This window comes from Saccharopolyspora sp. MMCC62, assembly GCF_057736575.1.
This window is the reverse complement of record NZ_JBYKCM010000001.1, coordinates 876856-893476: the sequence shown is the minus strand read 5'-3', so window position 1 is coordinate 893476 and position 16621 is coordinate 876856. Positions and strand designations below refer to the sequence as shown.

Here is a 16621-nt window from a genome sequence, read left to right as displayed (position 1 = left end):
GTAGTGGCCGACCCTGTGGTTGATCTGCGGCTGTGGGGCAAGGAACGCGGGCTTGGGGGAGCTCGGTATCCCGTGGTCTGCCATGGGCTGGACGCCGCGGCTGCGGTGCGCTCGTTGTGGCGCGACTTCCTCTCGGCAGGTCTTCGACGACGGTTGGCTGTGGAGCTCGGCTTGAGCGAGTCGGAGACGTGTTCCGTGCTGGAGTTCTGGGCGGCGCTGCACGACATCGGGAAGATCGTCCCTTCATTCGCGTTGCAGCTGCCGATGCCTCCGGAGTTTCCCGCGGATGCGGCGGAGGTTCGGATTCGGCATGAACAGGCGACGAACTTGTGGCTGCCCACCGGACTAGGCGTTCTGGGGTACCCGTCGCGGTCCGCTCGGTCGGTTGGTCGGCTGGTCGCACAGCTGTTGGGAGGCCATCACGGGCGGTTCCACAGCGTCGAGGGCGCGCGGCCGTTCGCCTCCTCACCGAATGTCCGTGGGCTGGCGATGCGAGCGAAGTGGAAGCCGAGCGTCGGCCCGGTTTCCCGCCGTGATCGGACCTCGGCGGGAAACCAGCGCAACGTTCGACCGCGTCGAACCGATCGCACTTCTCGTTGCGGCAGCGCGATGTCCGAGTTCGCGGTGGCTCCTGGTTTCAGCTCTGCCGCGCTCGTGCGAGCGTGAGCAGACCGCACCCGTAGGCCTTGGCTGGACCGATGCCCGCGGTGAGCGCCGCGGTGAGGAGTTCGGCGTCGGTGACGACGAGGTGCCCGTCGAAGCGCACGGGATCCACCGAGACCTTGTTGGTCTTCGGCGATCCCGCTTGCCGGCCGGTGAGGCGCGGGCCGGGCACGAGTGCGACGTCGGGTTGCGCGTCGGAGCCTGCGGGGATGATGAAGCCGTTGCGGTCGCCCTGGTTGACCAGCCAGGCGAGCTGTGCTTCGGGTTTGACGATGGGGTAGCGGTTGTCGCGGCGACCGGCGCGGCCGGGTTCGCGCTGGTGCTCGTAGCGGAGGCGTTTCGTGGGGTTCGCCGCCAAGCGGAACGCGAGCTTGCGTCCGGGTTGGACGGCGTCGAGCACCGGCGAGAGCTCGCGGACGTCGGCGGGCCGAGCGAGGTAGTCACCGAGGTGGTTCCAGTCCGGCCGAGTGCGGCTCTGGACGTAGAGCGCGAAGCCGCGGTCGGCCGGGTCCAGACGCCACAGCACCGCGTGGTCCGCGCGTGCGCGCTTGTCCGTTTCAATGTCCGGGAACGCGGACATGACGGTGCGGTGCATGTGCTGCAGGTCGCCGTGGTCGCGGCGGAACCGGTGCGAGGTGGTGTCGGGCGTGAGTCGGCTCAGGTACACAGGTGTGCTCCGGCGTGGATCATCGGTTCGGTGAGCTGCACGTGTCCGGGACGCACGGATCGTGTTCCGTACAGGCGGTTGCGCGGGTGGAAGGAAACCGGGACGTCCCGGCGCGGTTCGGCGATCTCGTCGTCCGCGCCGGTGTCGATCAACGTCCGCAGTGAGCGTTCTTCGCCGCGCGAGACGGCCGTCGTCGTGCTGTCCCGGTCCTTGGCTCGGTTCTCCAACCAGCCGTGTTCGGTGAGCACGTCCGTAGCAGACTGCTCGGTGACGCCGAGCAGCGGCGCGTCGGCGTCCGGCGAGACGATCGGCCGGGCGGGTACGAAAGCCTTGCGTCCGAAGTAGATCGGCCACACGGGGTCGTTGAGCGCGGCGTGCCAGCGCAGCAGCTCGGCCCGGTCCTCGTGTTCGAGGGCGACGAGGAACACCGCGTCGGCCAGGTAGTAGCGGTGGCTGACGACGGTGCGGTGGGCCTTGCCTGAGGTGTTGGGGACGTGGTTGACCGTGTGGTAGTCGCGCTCCACGAGTCCTTCCCGATCGACGCGAACGCCCATCCGCGTCTTCGCCAGTTCCCGCACCTCGTGGTCGGCGTCTCGGGGGACGCCGAGCGCGGCGGCGAGCAGGCCGATGACGCCGGACTTGGTGGGTTCCTGCGCTGTGTCGCGGCTCTGGAACCGGGAGCGCAGGCCCCAGGACTGCATGGGGGCGTCCAGACACAGTGCGAGCGTGTGGGTCATGCGGTTTCCAGTGCGGTGGTCAGCAGCCGGGTGCTCAGTTCGTCGATGCCGGTGACGGTGTCCTCGGCGGGCAGCGGGTCCGTTCCGCAGCTGAGCGCGGCGCCGGCCACGGTGCGCAGCGCGGCGTCGCCGTAGAACCCGCGCAGCTTCTCGAAGTGCTCGAACATGCGCTGGGTGGAGGTGCCGAGGAGGTCGGTTCCGGTGACGGGGCGCAGGAAAGCGTTCGCCAGGTTCCACGCGCCGCGGTTGCGCACCGTGCCGAGCAGGGTTTCGGGCATGGGGCGGGCTGCGGTCGTGGTCTGCTTGCCGGTGGGGGTGGTCTCGATGAACGCGTCGAGCCAGGCCTTCGCGGCTTGCGCGACGAGTTCCTCGTCGCCCGGCAGGTTTTTCCGGAGCTGGGTCAGGTCGAGATTGATGTAGCGGTAGTAGCAGGCGGTGTTGAAGTCGATCGTGCCGATCATGTCCGCGCCGGGCTCATCGTCCTTCTTCAGGTCGTCGACCGCGGTGTAGTAGTCGAACTCGGTCGCCACCGCGTGCGTGGAAATCGCGTGCGCGACCTGCGAAGCGGCGTTGACGTTGAAGTCGCTGTTGTCGGCGATCATGCGGCCGAACAGCGCGATGTCTGCGGACCGGGTCGCGTCGAAGATGCGCTTCGCCGCGGCTGCGACCTCCTTCTCGGGCTTGACCTTGGCGATCTTGACCGGCTCGTCCGAGTCCTTCTTCTTCGACGCCTTCGCCTTCTCGACGGCTTCGGCGATCGGGTCCCAGTTCTCCTCGCAGAAGTCGGCGAGCAGCTCGACCGCGCGGTGGCCGACGAACATCAGGTACTGGGTGCGTTGGGCTTTCTCCACCTTGAATCCGAGTTGGCCCAGTGCTGCTGCGGCGACGGCGGGAGCGATCTCGGTGTCACGGCCGCGTTTGCCGAGTTCCTCTGCGGTGGCGATGACGAGTCGCTTCGTGCGTGACCCGAGGTTCGTCTTCTGCAACCCGTATTCGGTGAACTCGTCGCGGGCGGCGCGCTTCAGCGACTGGCTGGAGATCCGGGCGCGCGGCACCCCGCCGAACGTGGCGCTCTTGGGCTGGCCGAGGTCGTCCCGGTTGAGGTTGCTGACCGGGAAGGAATGGAGCAGGTGCAGTTCGAGGATCACTGGTCGTTCTCCTGAGTGGAGTCGTCGTTGTCGGTCTTCGGTGCGGTGTAGCTGTGGAAGTCCCGGGCCCACCGCCAGCGGACGTCGCGAGCTCGGTCTTCGTCGACGTCCGGCCGGAGCAGGACCACCGCGTCGTCGAGCAGCGCCCGGTAGTTCACCGGGATGTCGTCGGTAGCCAGCAGTTGCAGCGTCGAACGCAGGTGGTGCGGCAGCGAGTTCGCGTCGGCGGCGAGCAGCTGGCGCAGGCGCTTCTGGGCGGTGCTGCCCGGGCGCTTGCGGTCGAGTTGCCGGAGGGAGGCGCCCAGCGGGGCCCGGTTCCTGGTCGGCTGCGGGTTGAAGGCGAACAATCCGGCTACGAGCAGCCAGATCTTCTCCTCAGCGCGCGGCGGGTCGTGCTCGAAGATGAGCGCGAGAGCCTCGTGCTCGTGGCGTTGGTCGCTGACCGATCGCCGCAGCTGGGCGAGCGTGCGTCGTGCTTGTGCTGCGGCGTTGCTCTGGTCGTGCGCGAGCGTCCGGGCCAGCTTTTCGAGCTGGGCGATGAACTGCTCGCGGCGTTCGCGGACCGGCGGTTTCTCGCTGGTGGTCATGGTTTCCCGTCTCAGAGGAGATGGCGGCCGATCTGGTCGTCGAAGGTGCGGCAGTGGTGGAACACCGATTTCCGGAACTCCTCGTAGGCCGCGGCGATTTCGGCGAGGTGGCGGGCCTGGCGGTCTCGCAGCTGGGCGACGGCGCGGTCCACCGCTTCCTCGGCGGTCGAGCACACGGTGTCGCGCCACTCGTTGATCGGTGGCTTCGCCGGTGACCGGTCGACGACGACGGTGCCGAGGGCGCGCAGCAGCGTGGCGAACTCGGGGGGGAGCGTCGGCCAGTAGGCCTGCGTGAGTCCGAAGTTGTGCTTGGCGCGGCGTTTCGCATCGGTGCTGTGCTCGGCGTGGAAGGCCTTGCGGCACTCGTTCGCGAACTGGTCCAGCGCCCTGCCGAGGTTGTCCGCGAGCGCGACGCAGCTGCCCAGGACTTCACCGAGCCAGGGCTGGCGGTTGGTGAGCAGCGCCGCGGGGGCGGGGAGCTGTTCCTGCAGCCAGGCGTACACCGAACCGCCGCCGCTGTCGTCGAGCTGCTGGCCGAACACGCGGATGGTGAACACAGCGTCGACCGGCAGCGTCCCCCACTCGATCTGATCGGAGACGTGGTCGAGGATCTTGGGGCGTTCGTGCTGCCGGGTGTCCTCGGCGAGCAGCAGCTTGCGCGCGTGCCGCCACACCCCGCGGAGCTCGTGCAGCCGCACCGGATTCCACGGCTGGTCGTCCTTCTTCGACTTCGAAGGCGGCTTGTCGAACGCCGCCATCAACTCGACCTGGCGGAGCTCGTTCTTCAAGGTGACGCCGGGCGTGATCACCACGCCGTTCACGGTGCAATCACCGGACTCGATCGAGGGGTGCAGGAGCACCCGCCGGGCTGGCCAGGTGAGGAGATCAAGCCATCCGTGCGGGGCGCGTTCCTCCGGGCGAGGATTCGGCGGACCTGCTTCCCAGGCGGGCAGATCGTCGTGCGTCGAACTCCACGGGATCTCGTACTCGGGGTCGTAGCAGTGCGCGTTGAGGAGCAGGGTCTCCTTCACGGTGCTGCCTTCGGCCATGACCACGCCGAACCTGTTCCCGAGTCCTGCGGAGGAGTTCTTGACCTTCTCGTACGGAGTTTTCGTGCCACCCGGGTCGTAGCACTGCACGGTCACCAACCAGCGGGCAGCTTCGGCCGGGGTGAGAGCAAGCCGGTCGCCTGCCGTGGTGTGGTCGAACAGCGTGAGGTTGCTGCCCACCGCGCGGAACTGGACGAGCTGCGCTACCGGCCGCACGTCCACGGTCTCCAACGCCGGGCACTGCAGGAACGGCCGCTCCACGTCGAACAGGTCGAATGCGCCGGGCATGCTCTCGATGTACTTGCGCACCAGTTCGGCGGGCAGCTCGGGCGCCTCCCACAGGCTTCCCCACGCCTTCCGGTTGCGCGGACCGCCGAGGCCGGCGTGCAGCACGGCCAGCAGCAGCCGGTGCAGGGCGGCGGTGACCGGCGGGGCTTCCGCGTCGATCCACCGCAGATCGTGTGCTTGGCGGAAGACGTCGATGATGCTGAGCGTGCGGGAGACGCCCGCGCGGTCGACCACCGGGATCCACGGCTCGGTCGAGAGGTCGAACGATGGCCGGGTCATCCGTCCTCCTCGATGCGCAGGCCGAGGGTCTCGTGGAGCTCGAAGCGGACGGGCCCGGTGCGGGCCGCTTCGTCGAGCACGAGCACCTGGTGGTCCTGCAGCCAGCCGGACCGCTCGAAGCACCGGGGCACCGGCAGGTCGTTCACCACGCGGAGAGCACGTTCGCCGAGCTCGGCGGGGTGGATGTGCACGGTCGAATCCGCGAGCGCCTGCTGCTCCGCCTCGTCGAGATCGTGGGCATCGGACAGGTCGACCGAGGTGCCGTCGAGCGCGCGCGGTAACGGCTCGTCCGGGCGCAGCAGTACGACCTCGAACGGTTCGAGCGACACGGTGTCGTCGGTGGTCACGTGCTGTCCTTCCAGGGGGCGTCCTTGCGGGTGCGGGCGGCGATCGTGGGCCGGTCGGTCAGTTCTCGGACGGAGTCCTCGGGACGCAGCGGCGGGAGGTAGAACCGGCGGACCTTGGACTCGTCGTAAGAGTCCTGGGCGGCCATGCTGCGTTCGGCCTTCTCGAACCGTCGGCGCATCGTCGGGCTCAGGACGTCATCCGGTGCGTCGTAGACCTCGGCTACCAGCTGCCCGGTTTCGCCGGGCAACTTCAGCTCCGACCGACCCCACAGCACGCGCCAGGTCTGCAGCATCGGAGCGTGGTGGTAGACGTTGTGCAGTCCGCGGGCGAACTTCGGGCCGTCGTCGTCCTCGGGGGGCTGGATCAACGCGAACTGCGGCGCCGAGTTCGACCGCACCTCGTCGCGTTCGTGGCGGTGCACGCGTCCGAGCCGCTGGATCAGCTCGTTGATCGGCGCGAGGTCGCTGGCGAGCACGTCGAAGTCCACATCGAGGCTGTGCTGGAGCACCTGGGTGCCGATCACAATGGCGTACGGGCGCGTCGCAGCCGTGGGGCCGAAGGAAGTGCGCAGCCAACGTTCGATCTTCGCCCGGGCGCTCGTGGGCGTGTGCCCGGTCAGCAGGACGAGCTCGGGCTTGCGTTGCCAGGACTTGATCTCCTTTTTCAGAGCTTCGTAGGTGGCTTGCGCATCGCGCACCAGGTTCCGCACGACCAACGCGCAGCCGTCCTGCTCGCGCAGCCAGCCCGCGAGCTTCGCCTCGGCGATGTGGTGCAGGGCCACGGGAGGACGGTTCGCGTTGATCCTCGAAAGCTCCTTGACCGGCTCGGACGCCGGAGCGTTGTGCTCATCGGCCCACGTGACCTGCTGTCCGCCGGAGGTGGCAGGCCCGGGTTCCGCATGCCTGGGGGAACGGCCACCGCGTCCCGCACGCCACTGCGCGATGAGCTGCTCGCGGTGACCGGCGGGCAGGGTCGCGGACATCAGCACCACCGGAATGCCGAACCGCCCGCACCACCACATCAGCCGCCGCAGCAGCGTTGTCATGTGAGCGTCGACGTCGTGCACTTCGTCGAGGACCAGGACCTTCCCGGACAGTCCGGTGAGCCGCACGAACACGTGCCGCGAAGTGATCACCGATTGCAGTGCCTGGTCGATCGTGCCGACTCCGATGGGGAACAGCAGCCCGCGCTTGCGGGTGAACCACTCGTGCCCGTCGTGCGCTCCGTCGCCGTCCTCGCTGACGCAGGTAGGGGTGACCGGCGATCGGCCTTGCACCAAGTTCGGCAGGTAGGGCAGCTGGAGCTCCGTCGCCACGGAGGTCAGCTCATCGTGCACCTGGGCCGCGGTCGCCTTCGTCGGCAACGCGAAGTACATGCCCGACAAGCCGAGCCGGTTCACCAGCGTGGCCGCCGCCTGGAACCCGGCACGGGTCTTGCCTTCGCCGGTCGGCGCCTCGATCACCAGCACGCCGGGTTCGTCCCGGCCCGCGAGCTGCTTCTCGACGGCTTCGTTCAGCGGGCGGGGCTCGTTGCGGAAGAGCCCCCGGTACGTGGTGTCGGTGGGCGGGGTCCACCGCTTCCAGCGGAGGGTCTCGTGGACGGCCTTTTCCGCCAGGGCAAGGGACTTCTCCCGGTAGGCGGTGAGATCGAGCTCTTCCAGCGGGGGCTCGGCGTAGCCGAAGTTGTTCTCGTCGGAGGCGATCCAGTCCGCCACCGACGTCAGGCCCGCGAGCCCCACTGCACCCGCCACGTCCAGCTTCGCGTTGCGCCAGTCGGCCTCCGCCGGGTCACCGAGATCCCACAGCCGCGCGACCTCCCAGACCACGGCGCAGCGCAGCTCGTGCCAGGGTTCACCTCCGTGGTGCGGCAGGCGCCCGCGGGTGACCTGCACTTCACGGGAGGTCAGCAGGGAGCCGTGATGGCCGCCGAGGCCGAAGGAGAGTGCGTCGCGGAGCTCGGCTGACGCTCCCCAGCTGTCCAAGCAGCGGCTCAGGTGCACTGCGGTCAGTGTGCCGTGGAAGCTCCTTGCGTCGTTGTTCTTCGAGCTCGGCTTCAACCTGGTGACGATCTCGCGCACTTCTTCCCCGATGTGCTCGATGGCCAGGTCATGCCGCATCGCTTGGAAGATGGGGCTGCACTTGCCGATGTCGTGCAGCCCGGCCAGCACGGCGACCCACGCCCTGGGATTCCCGAGTGGGCGCAGCCCCTCCTCCAGGTCTCGACGCACCTGCGGGCCGAGCAGGACGTCGTACAGCAGACCGGCGACCGCCGCGGTGTCGATCGCGTGGCAGATCAACGGATGCGGATGCTCCGCTTTCCCCGCCTTGCCCCACGGCCCGCACAGCGGTGCCATAAGGTGGATCTTGAGCGCGTCCAACACGAGTGATCCTCAACAGCGTTTCGACATGGTGATCAACTGACGGGCACATGCTGCCCGGAACCCCTGACACTTCGGGCGCTGTTTCGCCACGTGGATTGGAGAATCCCCCGAATGGATCAACGTGTAGCTAGGTGAGGGCTGCGGAGTTCCGGTGAGCGCAGTACGACGGTTCAGCTGCATACGTCGACGAAACGGCCTACCGTTGTCCCGGGCGTGGCTCGTGATGAGCTTGCAAGAGCTGGGTCGCGTCGAATCTGAATTCGGAAGGACTTCTCTCCGTTCCGGCTGTTGCCGGATCGCCACCGAAGTCCAGCACCTGCTTGCCCAGACCGATCCGCAACATCGACAGAAGGCGCAGACCAAGCTCAGCGCCGATCGCCGGTCCGGCCAGCTCGAGTGCTAGGTTCGCCGCGTCGGGTTCGCCGGTGGTGCGACACAGGGGCGCAGATTCTCGGCGGTCACGAACATCGTCGGTGCGCGGCGCCGACCGGTCGACGTGCAGCGGTCGAGCCCGCTCGGCTCGGGCTGTTCCAGTGTCTCGGGGCGGGTGATGCGCTCGGTCAGTTCTCGGAAATCGGCCTCGCCGCGCCCGCATGTCTTCCACTCGACGGCGTCGAGTTTACGGTTCTCAGCCCCGGTGATGGCCCGTATCGGCTCGACGATCCGGGCGCGCCGTTGCCGAATCTCCATGCTCGTGATCATGGTCCCCGTCCCCGTCCCCGTCCCCGTCCCCGTCCCCGTCCCCGTCCCCGTCCGGGTCCCCGGATTGACCGGGCATGTTCAAGTGCCCACGCCACGGGCGCGGGCAGCATGGACTCGTCACGTTGTGCTAGCGCTGGCCGGTGCAGAGCGTGACCGTCGCGGGTGGGAAGATCAGTTAATGCGATATGTCGGCACGGCGCTCGATCAGCGAGAACGACTGCGTGCTCGCTGCATTGCGACTGTTTTTCCGACCTGCTCCAAGGAGGCGGGAGTCTGTGAGTATTAACGCGGCACAGGTGTGTGTGATCTGCAGATCGAACGCCGAACCTACTGTCGAGCACATAATTCCGAAGACGTTGCTGATTGCGTGGGGCCTAAATCCGAACGGGCCTGACCTTGAGCGTTTTCGGACTGTTCTGTGTCGGCCGTGCAACTCGCAAATGGGAAAAATTCACGCTCGTCCGGAGATGAAGCGGATGATAGTGGATGGAAACCCGGTCACCGATAAGGCCCTTCTTCATTTCGCGGATTGGATAGTGTGGGTCACAATGCTACTAGGAGTTGCGAGAGGGTGGGGTGTATGGCCTGTCGATGCAGCCCGTGAGCGCCTGCTGAAGCAATTTTCGCGGGAGGTAAAGACTGGTGCGGCGCCTAAGGGGGTGCGTGTTTATCTTGCACGAAGCGTCCCTCATTCTCTCCCGCGGCGAGACGTTCGTCATGCTGTGGCGCTGTGCGACGACGATCGGATCACTCTAGACTATCGCGGTAAGCCGTCCGGAATCAGTGTTAAAGAGGGTGTTATCGATGCGGCAGAGTGTCTGGGTATTGGGCGTCTGATAGCGCTAGTGATTGGTCCTACTTGGAGTTCGGGTCCAGGTCATAAGTCTCGACTTGATGCCGTTCCTGAATCGGCGGGATTCGTGCGAATCCATCCGTACCCAGAGGTGACTCCTGTGCTGCGGCCGATTTCCATTGATCTCGTTTCGGTTCAGGGATTCTTTACCGCTGAACCTTTGTTGGCTGACGACTTCAGTCTTCTTCCTTATGAGGTGAGACTAGTCATGTCCATGTTTAGCGCCGGAGGTGTCTAAGTGATTCGCAAGTTGGCGAATAACGCGAGATCGCGCAACTTGTGTCGATGCTGAGCCGAGGTACAGTCCGCAGATTCCGTCAGGGTGTACGCCAGGGGAGGCAGGGCTGGCGCCCGCAGCCGCTAGGCGAGCTTTCGGACGAATCGCAGAGTCTAGCCGAGCGTGGCATCTGAGCCGCGGTGCCGCATGTCTGCGGGGCGCTCCACAACCTGCTTCTATTTGGTGGAGAGCAGCCCTTCCGCAACCGCGTCCTTTAAGATCTTGTTTGGCATATCTAATCGGCCTCGGACCGTGCCTTAGGTCTGCCCCGACGTTTGCGACCCGCTCTCGTCGCCTATCGCATGCGGCGGGCTGGACCGGTGGGAGTGGCGATGGACGCGGAAGCCTTCTCGGTGGAGGCCGGGCTGCTTTCGGACCGGTCGCGCCGGGGCCCGGCCGGGTAGGTCTTCTGGACGCTCGCGAGCGGGGGAATCTAGCTCCCGTAGCCCAATCCACCGCTGCGGGAGCTGTGCACGTCCTGCTGCTCTTCTTCGGCTTGGCGGCGGGTGTGTTCGTCGTCGGTGAGGTGTTCGCGGTGGTCGATTCGGTCGTCGCGGCGGTCGTCGCGGCGGTCGTCGTGGGTGTCGGCGAGGTTGTCGCGGAGGGTGTTGAGGCGTTGCTGGTTGCGGTCGTGTTGTTGGGGGTTCATGGGTTTTCTCCATTCCTGGTTGAGGTTGTGCCAGTTCTGGGCGCGGGTGTCGTCGCCGTGGGGTTGGGGGCCGAGCGGTAGGTCGGGGTGGTCGGTGCGGACGCCGTAGGTTTCGCGGTAGGCGGCGGTGCGGATGAGGAGTTCGGCCCACTGCTCGGCGGCGTGGGGATCGTCGGGTCGGGGTGGGAGGTTCGCCGCCCAGCGGGGCGGGTTGGCGGTGGTGGTGTCGCGGAGTTCGGTGAGGCGTCCGCGGATGGCGTGGTCAAGTTCGTGCAGCTGCTCGGTGTTGATGTCGGGTGGGAGCGAGCTCATCCAGGGCAGGGCGGGTTGGTGTCCGAGTCCGGCGGCGCGTTGGTCGGCGAGGTGGTCGACGAGGCGTTGGGCGACTTCGCGCGGGTTGAGTTCGGTCCGTGCCCGGAGTGCGTGGGTGGTGTCGGTGAGCGCGCGGTCGGTGTCGAGGCCGGCTGAGGAAGCGGCTGCGGCGTGGCGCCAGACGGTGTCCCAGCCGGTCCAGTCGGGATGTTCGGTGCGCTGGATCAGGCCTTTCCAGTGCTCGACCTGGTCGGTGGTGGGTTCGGCGGTGGGCGCAGGTGGTCGGCGGCCGTCGGTGTGGTGGTGGATGCGCCAGGCGAGCAGGGCTGCGGGGTCGCGGGCGTGGTCGAGTTCGTTGAGCCGGGGGAGCAGGCGGTGTGGTTGCCAGCCTTCGCGGATGGCGTCGCGGAGGGTGCGCAGCAGTGCTTCTTCGGCCGGGGCGCCGAGCGCGGTCGGGGCGTGGCGGGCCAGCGCTTCACGGGCGGCCTGGTCGAGCAAGGAGCGCACGAGGTGTTCGTGACGGTGCACGGTGTCGGAGAGTGGTTCTTCGGTGCGTGCGGGGTCGGTTGTGGTGAGCGTGGCCATGAGGGGTTCGCCGAACTCCGCGCGCAGCCGGTCGTTGGGGTCGCGGCGGTCGGTTTCGGGCGGTGCTTCGGGGGTCCAGCGGTCGAGGATGTGGCGCCAGGCGTGGGCGCGCAGGTTGTGGCCTTCAGGTGGTTCGCCGAGTGGGCGTGCCGGGTCGGTGGAGTCGATGCCGTAGGTCTCGCGGTAAGCGGTGGCTTGGCCGAGCAGGTTCTCCCAGCGCAGGGCTGCTCGTGGTTCGTCCGGTCGCGGGCCGAGCCCCGCCGCCCAGTGCGGCGGGTCGGCGGCGGTGGCCTGCTGGAGTTCGGTCACGCGGTCGGTGATGGCCACTTGGAGCCGGTGCAGGTAGCCGGCTTCGTCGGCGGAGAGGTTGCGGAAGTCGGCGTGGGCAAGCCAGGGAATCGGCCGGTGCCCGCGTTGTTCGGCGCAGGCCGCCGCGACGACTTCGGCCGCCACCGTGGAAGCCGGTGCCGGGTCGGTGGCGGGTCGGGTGTTGAGCGCGTGTGCGGCGCGCCGGATCGCGGCGTCGGCGTCGAGTCCTTCGGCAGCAGCTGCGGCGGCGCGTTCCCACACCGGGTTCCACTCGGGGTCTTCGGGTGCGGCGGTGTGGTCGTGGCGTTCGATGGTGCTGCGCCAGCGGGACGTCTGGTCGGTGGTGGGTGTGGCGGTGCGCGCGGGCGGCTGCTGGTGGGAGATCAGGTCGCGGATGCGCCAGGTGAGCAGTGCGGCCGGGTTGTCGGCGTCGTGGAGTCCGCGGGCGAGTGCAGGGACCAGGCGGTCGGCCTGCCAGCCGAGGTGTTCGGCGCTGCGCAGTCGCTGGCGAAGCGCTCCGACGCCGTCGAGGTCGAGCAGTTCGGGGACGTGCTCGGTGAGCACGGCGTCGATGCGTTCGGCGCGGCCGAGGTCGGCGACGTGGGTGTGGCGGGCGACGAGGGTGCGCAGCGATTCCTCGGCACCGAGGGAGTCCCGGAGTTCTTCGGATGCGGAGGTTTCCGCCGAGGATCGTTGCAGCGCGTTCTCGAGGACTCCGCGTGCGGTGCGCTCCAGCGGGGTTTCGCGGTAGGAGTCGAGGGTGTGCTCGTGGGTTTCGACCCACAGCCGGTTGTGCCCGCGGGCGCGGGTGACCATCGTGTAGAGCTGTTCGCGGGAGGTGCCGCGGGTGATGACGCTGTGGGCGGTGTGCTCGGAGGTCATGCCCTGCACGCGGTTGACGGTGGCGGCATAGGCGAGTTCGACGTGTTCGCGCACGTACTCGGCGGGCAGCCGCACCGACCCGCCGGTGGTCCGGTGGCGCAGCACCAGCGACCCGTTGTCGTGCACGCGCTGCACGGTCCAGGTGTCGCCGTTCTTGACGAAGTCGGTGCCGCGGAACAGGGTTTTCAACCGGTCGTTGTGCCGGGTGACGACCCAGTCCCCGGCGCCGGCGGTGGTGCCGTCGTGCAGCCGCACGGACCGGTCGTCGTCGACGTCGCCGCGGGCGAGGCGCAGCTCGCGGGCTTGCACGTTGAGGTCGACGACGTCGTCGTTGCTCGGCACGATCAGCAGCGATTGGAGCCCGGCGTCCAGGTCGGTGCGCCATGCCCGGTGTGCGGCGTCGCGCATGGTCTCCAGCGAGCCGTCCCGCACCCGGTCGTGGTCGAAGTAGTAGTCCAGCCCGCTCGGGTCGGCGGCGTGCAGCAGCAGCGACGCCTGCGCTTGGGCGCGATCGCGGAACCGCACCACTTCGCGGAGTTTGAGCACGTCCTCGGCGTTCTGCAGGGCGAACCACCGCACGGCGCCGCCGGCTTCGACGGCGGAGAGCTGGCGGTGGTCGCCGACCATGCGCACGTCCGCGCCGCGGCTCAGCGCGTAGCTCACCACGGTGTGCAGGGTGTGGGTTCCGGCCATCGCCGCTTCGTCGATGATGAGCACGTCGCCGCGGGCGAAGGCGAATCGGCGTTGGGCGTTGCCCAGGTCCAGCGCGGTGGTGACCTGGTGCAGCGTGTGCGGGCGGGCGCCGATGGAGTGCCCGAGTTCCTGCGCGGCTCGTGCGGAGGGGCCGAAGGCGTACACCCGGCCACCTGCGGAGCGCCACGCGTCGGCGAACACCTTCATGGTGGTGGTCTTGCCGGTCCCGGCCGGGGCGACGAGCAGCTGCACCCGCAGGCCCGAGGTGGCGAAGCCCCGCACCGCGGCCTGCTGGCCGCTGTTGAGCGTGGCGCCTGCCAGCGCGGCTTCGACGGTGTCGGCGGTGAGCCGGTGGCCGTCGCGGCGCCGTCCCCATTCGGCCAGTGCGGCTTCTTCGCGCAGCGTCTGGTAGGTGGTGAAGCGTTCGGCGCCGTGCTCGGTGAACACGCTCTCCCCACTGGCGCGGCGCAGCGAATCCGGCTCGTCCACCAGCGACGGCGCCTGCAGCGCGACCGTGTCCGGCGCGGCGAGGACCGCGTCCACGATGCGATCGACGAGGCCTTCGCGTTCCGCGGCGGGCACGGCCGCACCAGCGGATTGGCGGTGTGCTTCGGCGAGCAGGTTCCACCGGTTGAAGTGGCTGTAGTGCTCGGAGACGGTCGTCAACGTCGCCACCGCCAGCTCCTCGAGCGACCGCTCCTCCGCGGGCGTGGGGCGTGCGCCGAACACCCGCTCGCCGATGCGCGAGACGGCTGCCGCACCCGCGGTCGTTGCCGCTTCCCGGCGCCACCGCGCGACGTGCTGGGCGAGGGGGAGCGACTCGGCGGGCTTGGCCTGCCGGGTGGCGTACTGGGCTCGGCGCCCGATCTCCAGCAGCTGCTTCGAGTTCGGTTCTCGCCCGTGTTCGCGGCGGAAGGCGACGATGCCGCGGGCCCGTTCCCGCTCGACCGCGGCGGCGCGCCGGGAGAACCCTTCCAGCAGTTCCGAGCCGACTCCATCGAGTTCCCACACCGGGCGCTTGAGGTCGATGCCGTGGTGCGGACGCGTGCTGAACTGCGCGCCCTGCTCTCGCAGCAGGTCGCGGATTCGGGAGTTGTAGAACTCGCTGAGCGTCACCGCCGCGGCCAGCAACGTGCGCCCGTCCACCGACGTCCACTTACCGTCCACAGCGGACTGGACTTTGGTGCTGACCGGCACGTGGGTGTGCAGGTGCGGGTCGGCTGCGCGGGAGTCCCAGTGCTCGAACAGCGTCGCCGCGATCCCGCGGGTGTCGTGCTGCGCGATACCGCCCGCGCCCTTGCGCGTGAACGCCGCGTTGCGTTCGAGGTAGCCGAGCGTGTCGCGCACCGCTTGCCGGTGCACGTCGACGATGCGTTCACGCGTAGCCGCATCGCCCAGGCCCCAAGCGACGCTGACCGACTTGGGCGGTGCGAACACCAACTCGTAGCCGGCGGTCGCGTTCTTGAGCAGCCGCCGTTGTTCCGCCCGCCACGCCTCGAATTCGGTGTCGTCGGCGGGCGGAGCGCCGTGGGCTTCGGTGAAGGCCCGCACTTGCACGTCGTGGCGGATGCGTGCTCGGTCGGCTTCGCTGATGGGAGCGCCGGGTTCGCGGCCGCGGACCCGGTTGTAGGCCGCGTAGGCCTCGCGGATCATCGTGCGCAGGTCGTCGACACCGCCGAAGCGGGGGAACCGGTTGCCGAGCTTGGTGGCCTGCAGCGCGTCCTGCGGGTTCGCTCCTACCGCCAGCAGCCGGGTTTCGATGCCGTCGGCGTCGGGGTGTCTTCCTTCGCCGAACAGCGCTTGCATTTGCGCGGCTTGGACTTCACCGGTCATGCCGAGTGCGGCGGCGCCTGATCCGAACCACTGCCCGGGTGGGTAGCCGTGCCGGAAGTAGTAGTCCGCGAGGGTTTCGCCGACGTCCATGTCGCGGTCGCCGCACGCGACCCTGCCGACGAGGTACTCGTGACCTCCCGGCGTGATCTTGCGAATTCCCATCATGGCGGCACCTGCGCGGGCGTGGTCGAGGACGAAGCGGTGCGCTCCATGCTCGCGGGCCCGCTCGCGATTCCCGAGTGACCGCAATCGATTCAGCACCTGGGAGCACTCCGAGTGCAAGAGGTGCTGTGGCCGAGCGGCGCGGCCGGCGCGAGCCGGGCTGGCAGGGCTGGGCGGGCGCGGGCGCGGCGCGGTGGAGGGGCGGGGCGTGGGCCGGTCGGTGTGGTGTGCGGTAGGGGTCTGGTGCGTTGCGGGGGTGCCCTCGGCGGTGGCGAGGGCACCCCCGGCGTGGTCACGCGGCGGCGCGGACCCGGTAGCGGCGGGTGTTGGCGGCGCGGCGCTGAGCGGGCAGTGCCACCACGGGCGCGGTCGGCAGGTTGCGGCTCACCCAGTCTTCGACGATGCGGCGGTCGTCGTCGCGGGAGTACCGGGACCACTCGGCGCGCAGCGCGCGTCGCGGGTGCGGGTCGTGGGCGAGCCGGTAGGCGCACACGGCGCGGATGCGGTCGGCGCGGGAGGCGTTCACCGGCAGCACGTCCAGTCCGGGACGGCCGCGTTCCCGGCAGTCCTCGCACAACCCGTCCCGCTGGCGGCGGTCGCATTCGGACGGTTCCACGTTGCAGACCAGGCACCGGCCGCGCGCGGGGTGCTTGGCCGCGTCGTCGTAGTCCAGGCCGGAGGCGTAGACCGTCGGCGAGTCCGGCCGGATCGACACGCTGTCGGCGCGTACGGGATGTGCGGGCGCGTCGTCGTCGACGTGGAGCCGGGTCGCGGCGTAGGCCTCCACCAGGTTGTGCGCGCGTTCGGCGGCGCGTGCTTCGGCGCGCTGGGCGGGCAGCCGTCGCAGCACCCGCCGGGTCGCCAGGTCTCGCGGCGCTTCATGGCGGGTGTCCTCGGACCAGTGCGGCGCGCGTTGCTCGGCGGGTTGCGCGGTGGCGGCGGGGCGGTGCTGGTCCCACTCGGCTGGTGCGCACGCCTCGACGACCGCCCGCACGTCACCGTGCGCGGCGGCGCGCTCGGCCAATGCTTCGAACCTGGGCCGCGCGACCCGGGTCGGGCGCTGCAGCGTCCGCGCGCACTCCAGCAGCGCGGCAAGCTCCCGATCGGACGGGCGCAGCGAGGCGAACAACTCCACCGCCCCGCGATAGTCGCGGTTGTCCAAGCATTCCGACACCGCAGAAAGCAAGTGCGGAACAGGAATAACGCCAGAAATGTGCA

The 16621-nt window shown here is 68.9% G+C and carries 11 protein-coding genes; 1 reads left to right on the top strand and 10 read right to left on the bottom strand.

From position 1 onward, the window contains the following. Positions 1-3 precede the first annotated feature (3 nt). Positions 4-666 carry a CRISPR-associated endonuclease Cas3'' gene (locus AC29IT_RS04005; protein ID WP_488217869.1) on the top strand — a complete coding sequence of 221 codons (663 nt, stop codon included), beginning with the start codon at positions 4-6 and terminating at the stop codon, positions 664-666. On the opposite strand, the gene cas6e is transcribed toward AC29IT_RS04005, so the two are convergent. From cas6e to AC29IT_RS03955, 10 genes are all read right to left on the bottom strand, one after another. Beyond that, positions 638-1330 carry a type I-E CRISPR-associated protein Cas6/Cse3/CasE gene (gene cas6e, locus AC29IT_RS04000; RefSeq protein WP_488217868.1) on the bottom strand — a complete coding sequence of 231 codons (693 nt, stop codon included), beginning with the start codon at positions 1328-1330 and terminating at the stop codon, positions 638-640. The two genes, AC29IT_RS04005 and cas6e, sit on opposite strands and share 29 nt — an antisense overlap. Continuing rightward, a complete protein-coding gene (gene cas5e / locus AC29IT_RS03995) occupies positions 1321-2067 on the bottom strand; it encodes a type I-E CRISPR-associated protein Cas5/CasD (RefSeq protein ID WP_488217867.1) in 747 nt (248 codons plus the stop codon). Before cas5e ends, cas6e begins: the two co-directional genes overlap by 10 nt. Further along, positions 2064-3215 carry a type I-E CRISPR-associated protein Cas7/Cse4/CasC gene (gene cas7e / locus AC29IT_RS03990; protein WP_488217866.1) on the bottom strand — a complete coding sequence of 384 codons (1152 nt, stop codon included), beginning with the start codon at positions 3213-3215 and terminating at the stop codon, positions 2064-2066. Before cas7e ends, cas5e begins: the two co-directional genes overlap by 4 nt. Beyond that, complete coding sequence (casB, locus tag AC29IT_RS03985; RefSeq protein ID WP_488217865.1) at positions 3212-3802, bottom strand: type I-E CRISPR-associated protein Cse2/CasB; 591 nt, start codon at positions 3800-3802, stop codon at positions 3212-3214. The genes cas7e and casB overlap by 4 nt, the downstream gene beginning before the upstream one ends. Positions 3803-3813: 11 nt before the next feature. After that, entirely contained in the window at positions 3814-5418 is a 1605-nt protein-coding gene (gene casA, locus AC29IT_RS03980; RefSeq protein WP_488217864.1) for a type I-E CRISPR-associated protein Cse1/CasA, read from the bottom strand. Next, the gene (locus AC29IT_RS03975; protein ID WP_488217863.1) at positions 5415-5765 is read right to left on the bottom strand and encodes a hypothetical protein; all 351 of its coding nucleotides are present in this window, start codon (positions 5763-5765) and stop codon (positions 5415-5417) included. The genes casA and AC29IT_RS03975 overlap by 4 nt, the downstream gene beginning before the upstream one ends. Next, complete coding sequence (gene cas3, locus AC29IT_RS03970; RefSeq protein WP_488217862.1) at positions 5762-8146, bottom strand: CRISPR-associated helicase Cas3'; 2385 nt, start codon at positions 8144-8146, stop codon at positions 5762-5764. The genes AC29IT_RS03975 and cas3 overlap by 4 nt, the downstream gene beginning before the upstream one ends. A 399-nt stretch (positions 8147-8545) precedes the next feature. After that, entirely contained in the window at positions 8546-8848 is a 303-nt protein-coding gene (locus tag AC29IT_RS03965; RefSeq protein WP_488217861.1) for a hypothetical protein, read from the bottom strand. Positions 8849-10411: 1563 nt separating this feature from the next. Next, entirely contained in the window at positions 10412-15403 is a 4992-nt protein-coding gene (gene mobF, locus AC29IT_RS03960) for a MobF family relaxase (RefSeq protein ID WP_488217860.1), read from the bottom strand. Between the two features lie 292 nt (positions 15404-15695). After that, complete coding sequence (locus AC29IT_RS03955) at positions 15696-16538, bottom strand: hypothetical protein (protein WP_488217859.1); 843 nt, start codon at positions 16536-16538, stop codon at positions 15696-15698. Positions 16539-16621: the final 83 nt, after the last annotated feature.

Excerpts from the sequence above, each read along its gene's own strand:
- cas5e (WP_488217867.1), bottom strand. The coding sequence starts at position 2,067 with ATGACCCACACGCTCGCACTGTGTCTGGACGCCCCCATGCAGTCCTGG.
- casB (WP_488217865.1), bottom strand. The coding sequence starts at position 3,802 with ATGACCACCAGCGAGAAACCGCCGGTCCGCGAACGCCGCGAGCAGTTC.
- casA (WP_488217864.1), bottom strand. The coding sequence starts at position 5,418 with ATGACCCGGCCATCGTTCGACCTCTCGACCGAGCCGTGGATCCCGGTG.
- AC29IT_RS03965 (WP_488217861.1), bottom strand. The coding sequence starts at position 8,848 with ATGATCACGAGCATGGAGATTCGGCAACGGCGCGCCCGGATCGTCGAG.
- mobF (WP_488217860.1), bottom strand. The coding sequence starts at position 15,403 with ATGGGAATTCGCAAGATCACGCCGGGAGGTCACGAGTACCTCGTCGGC.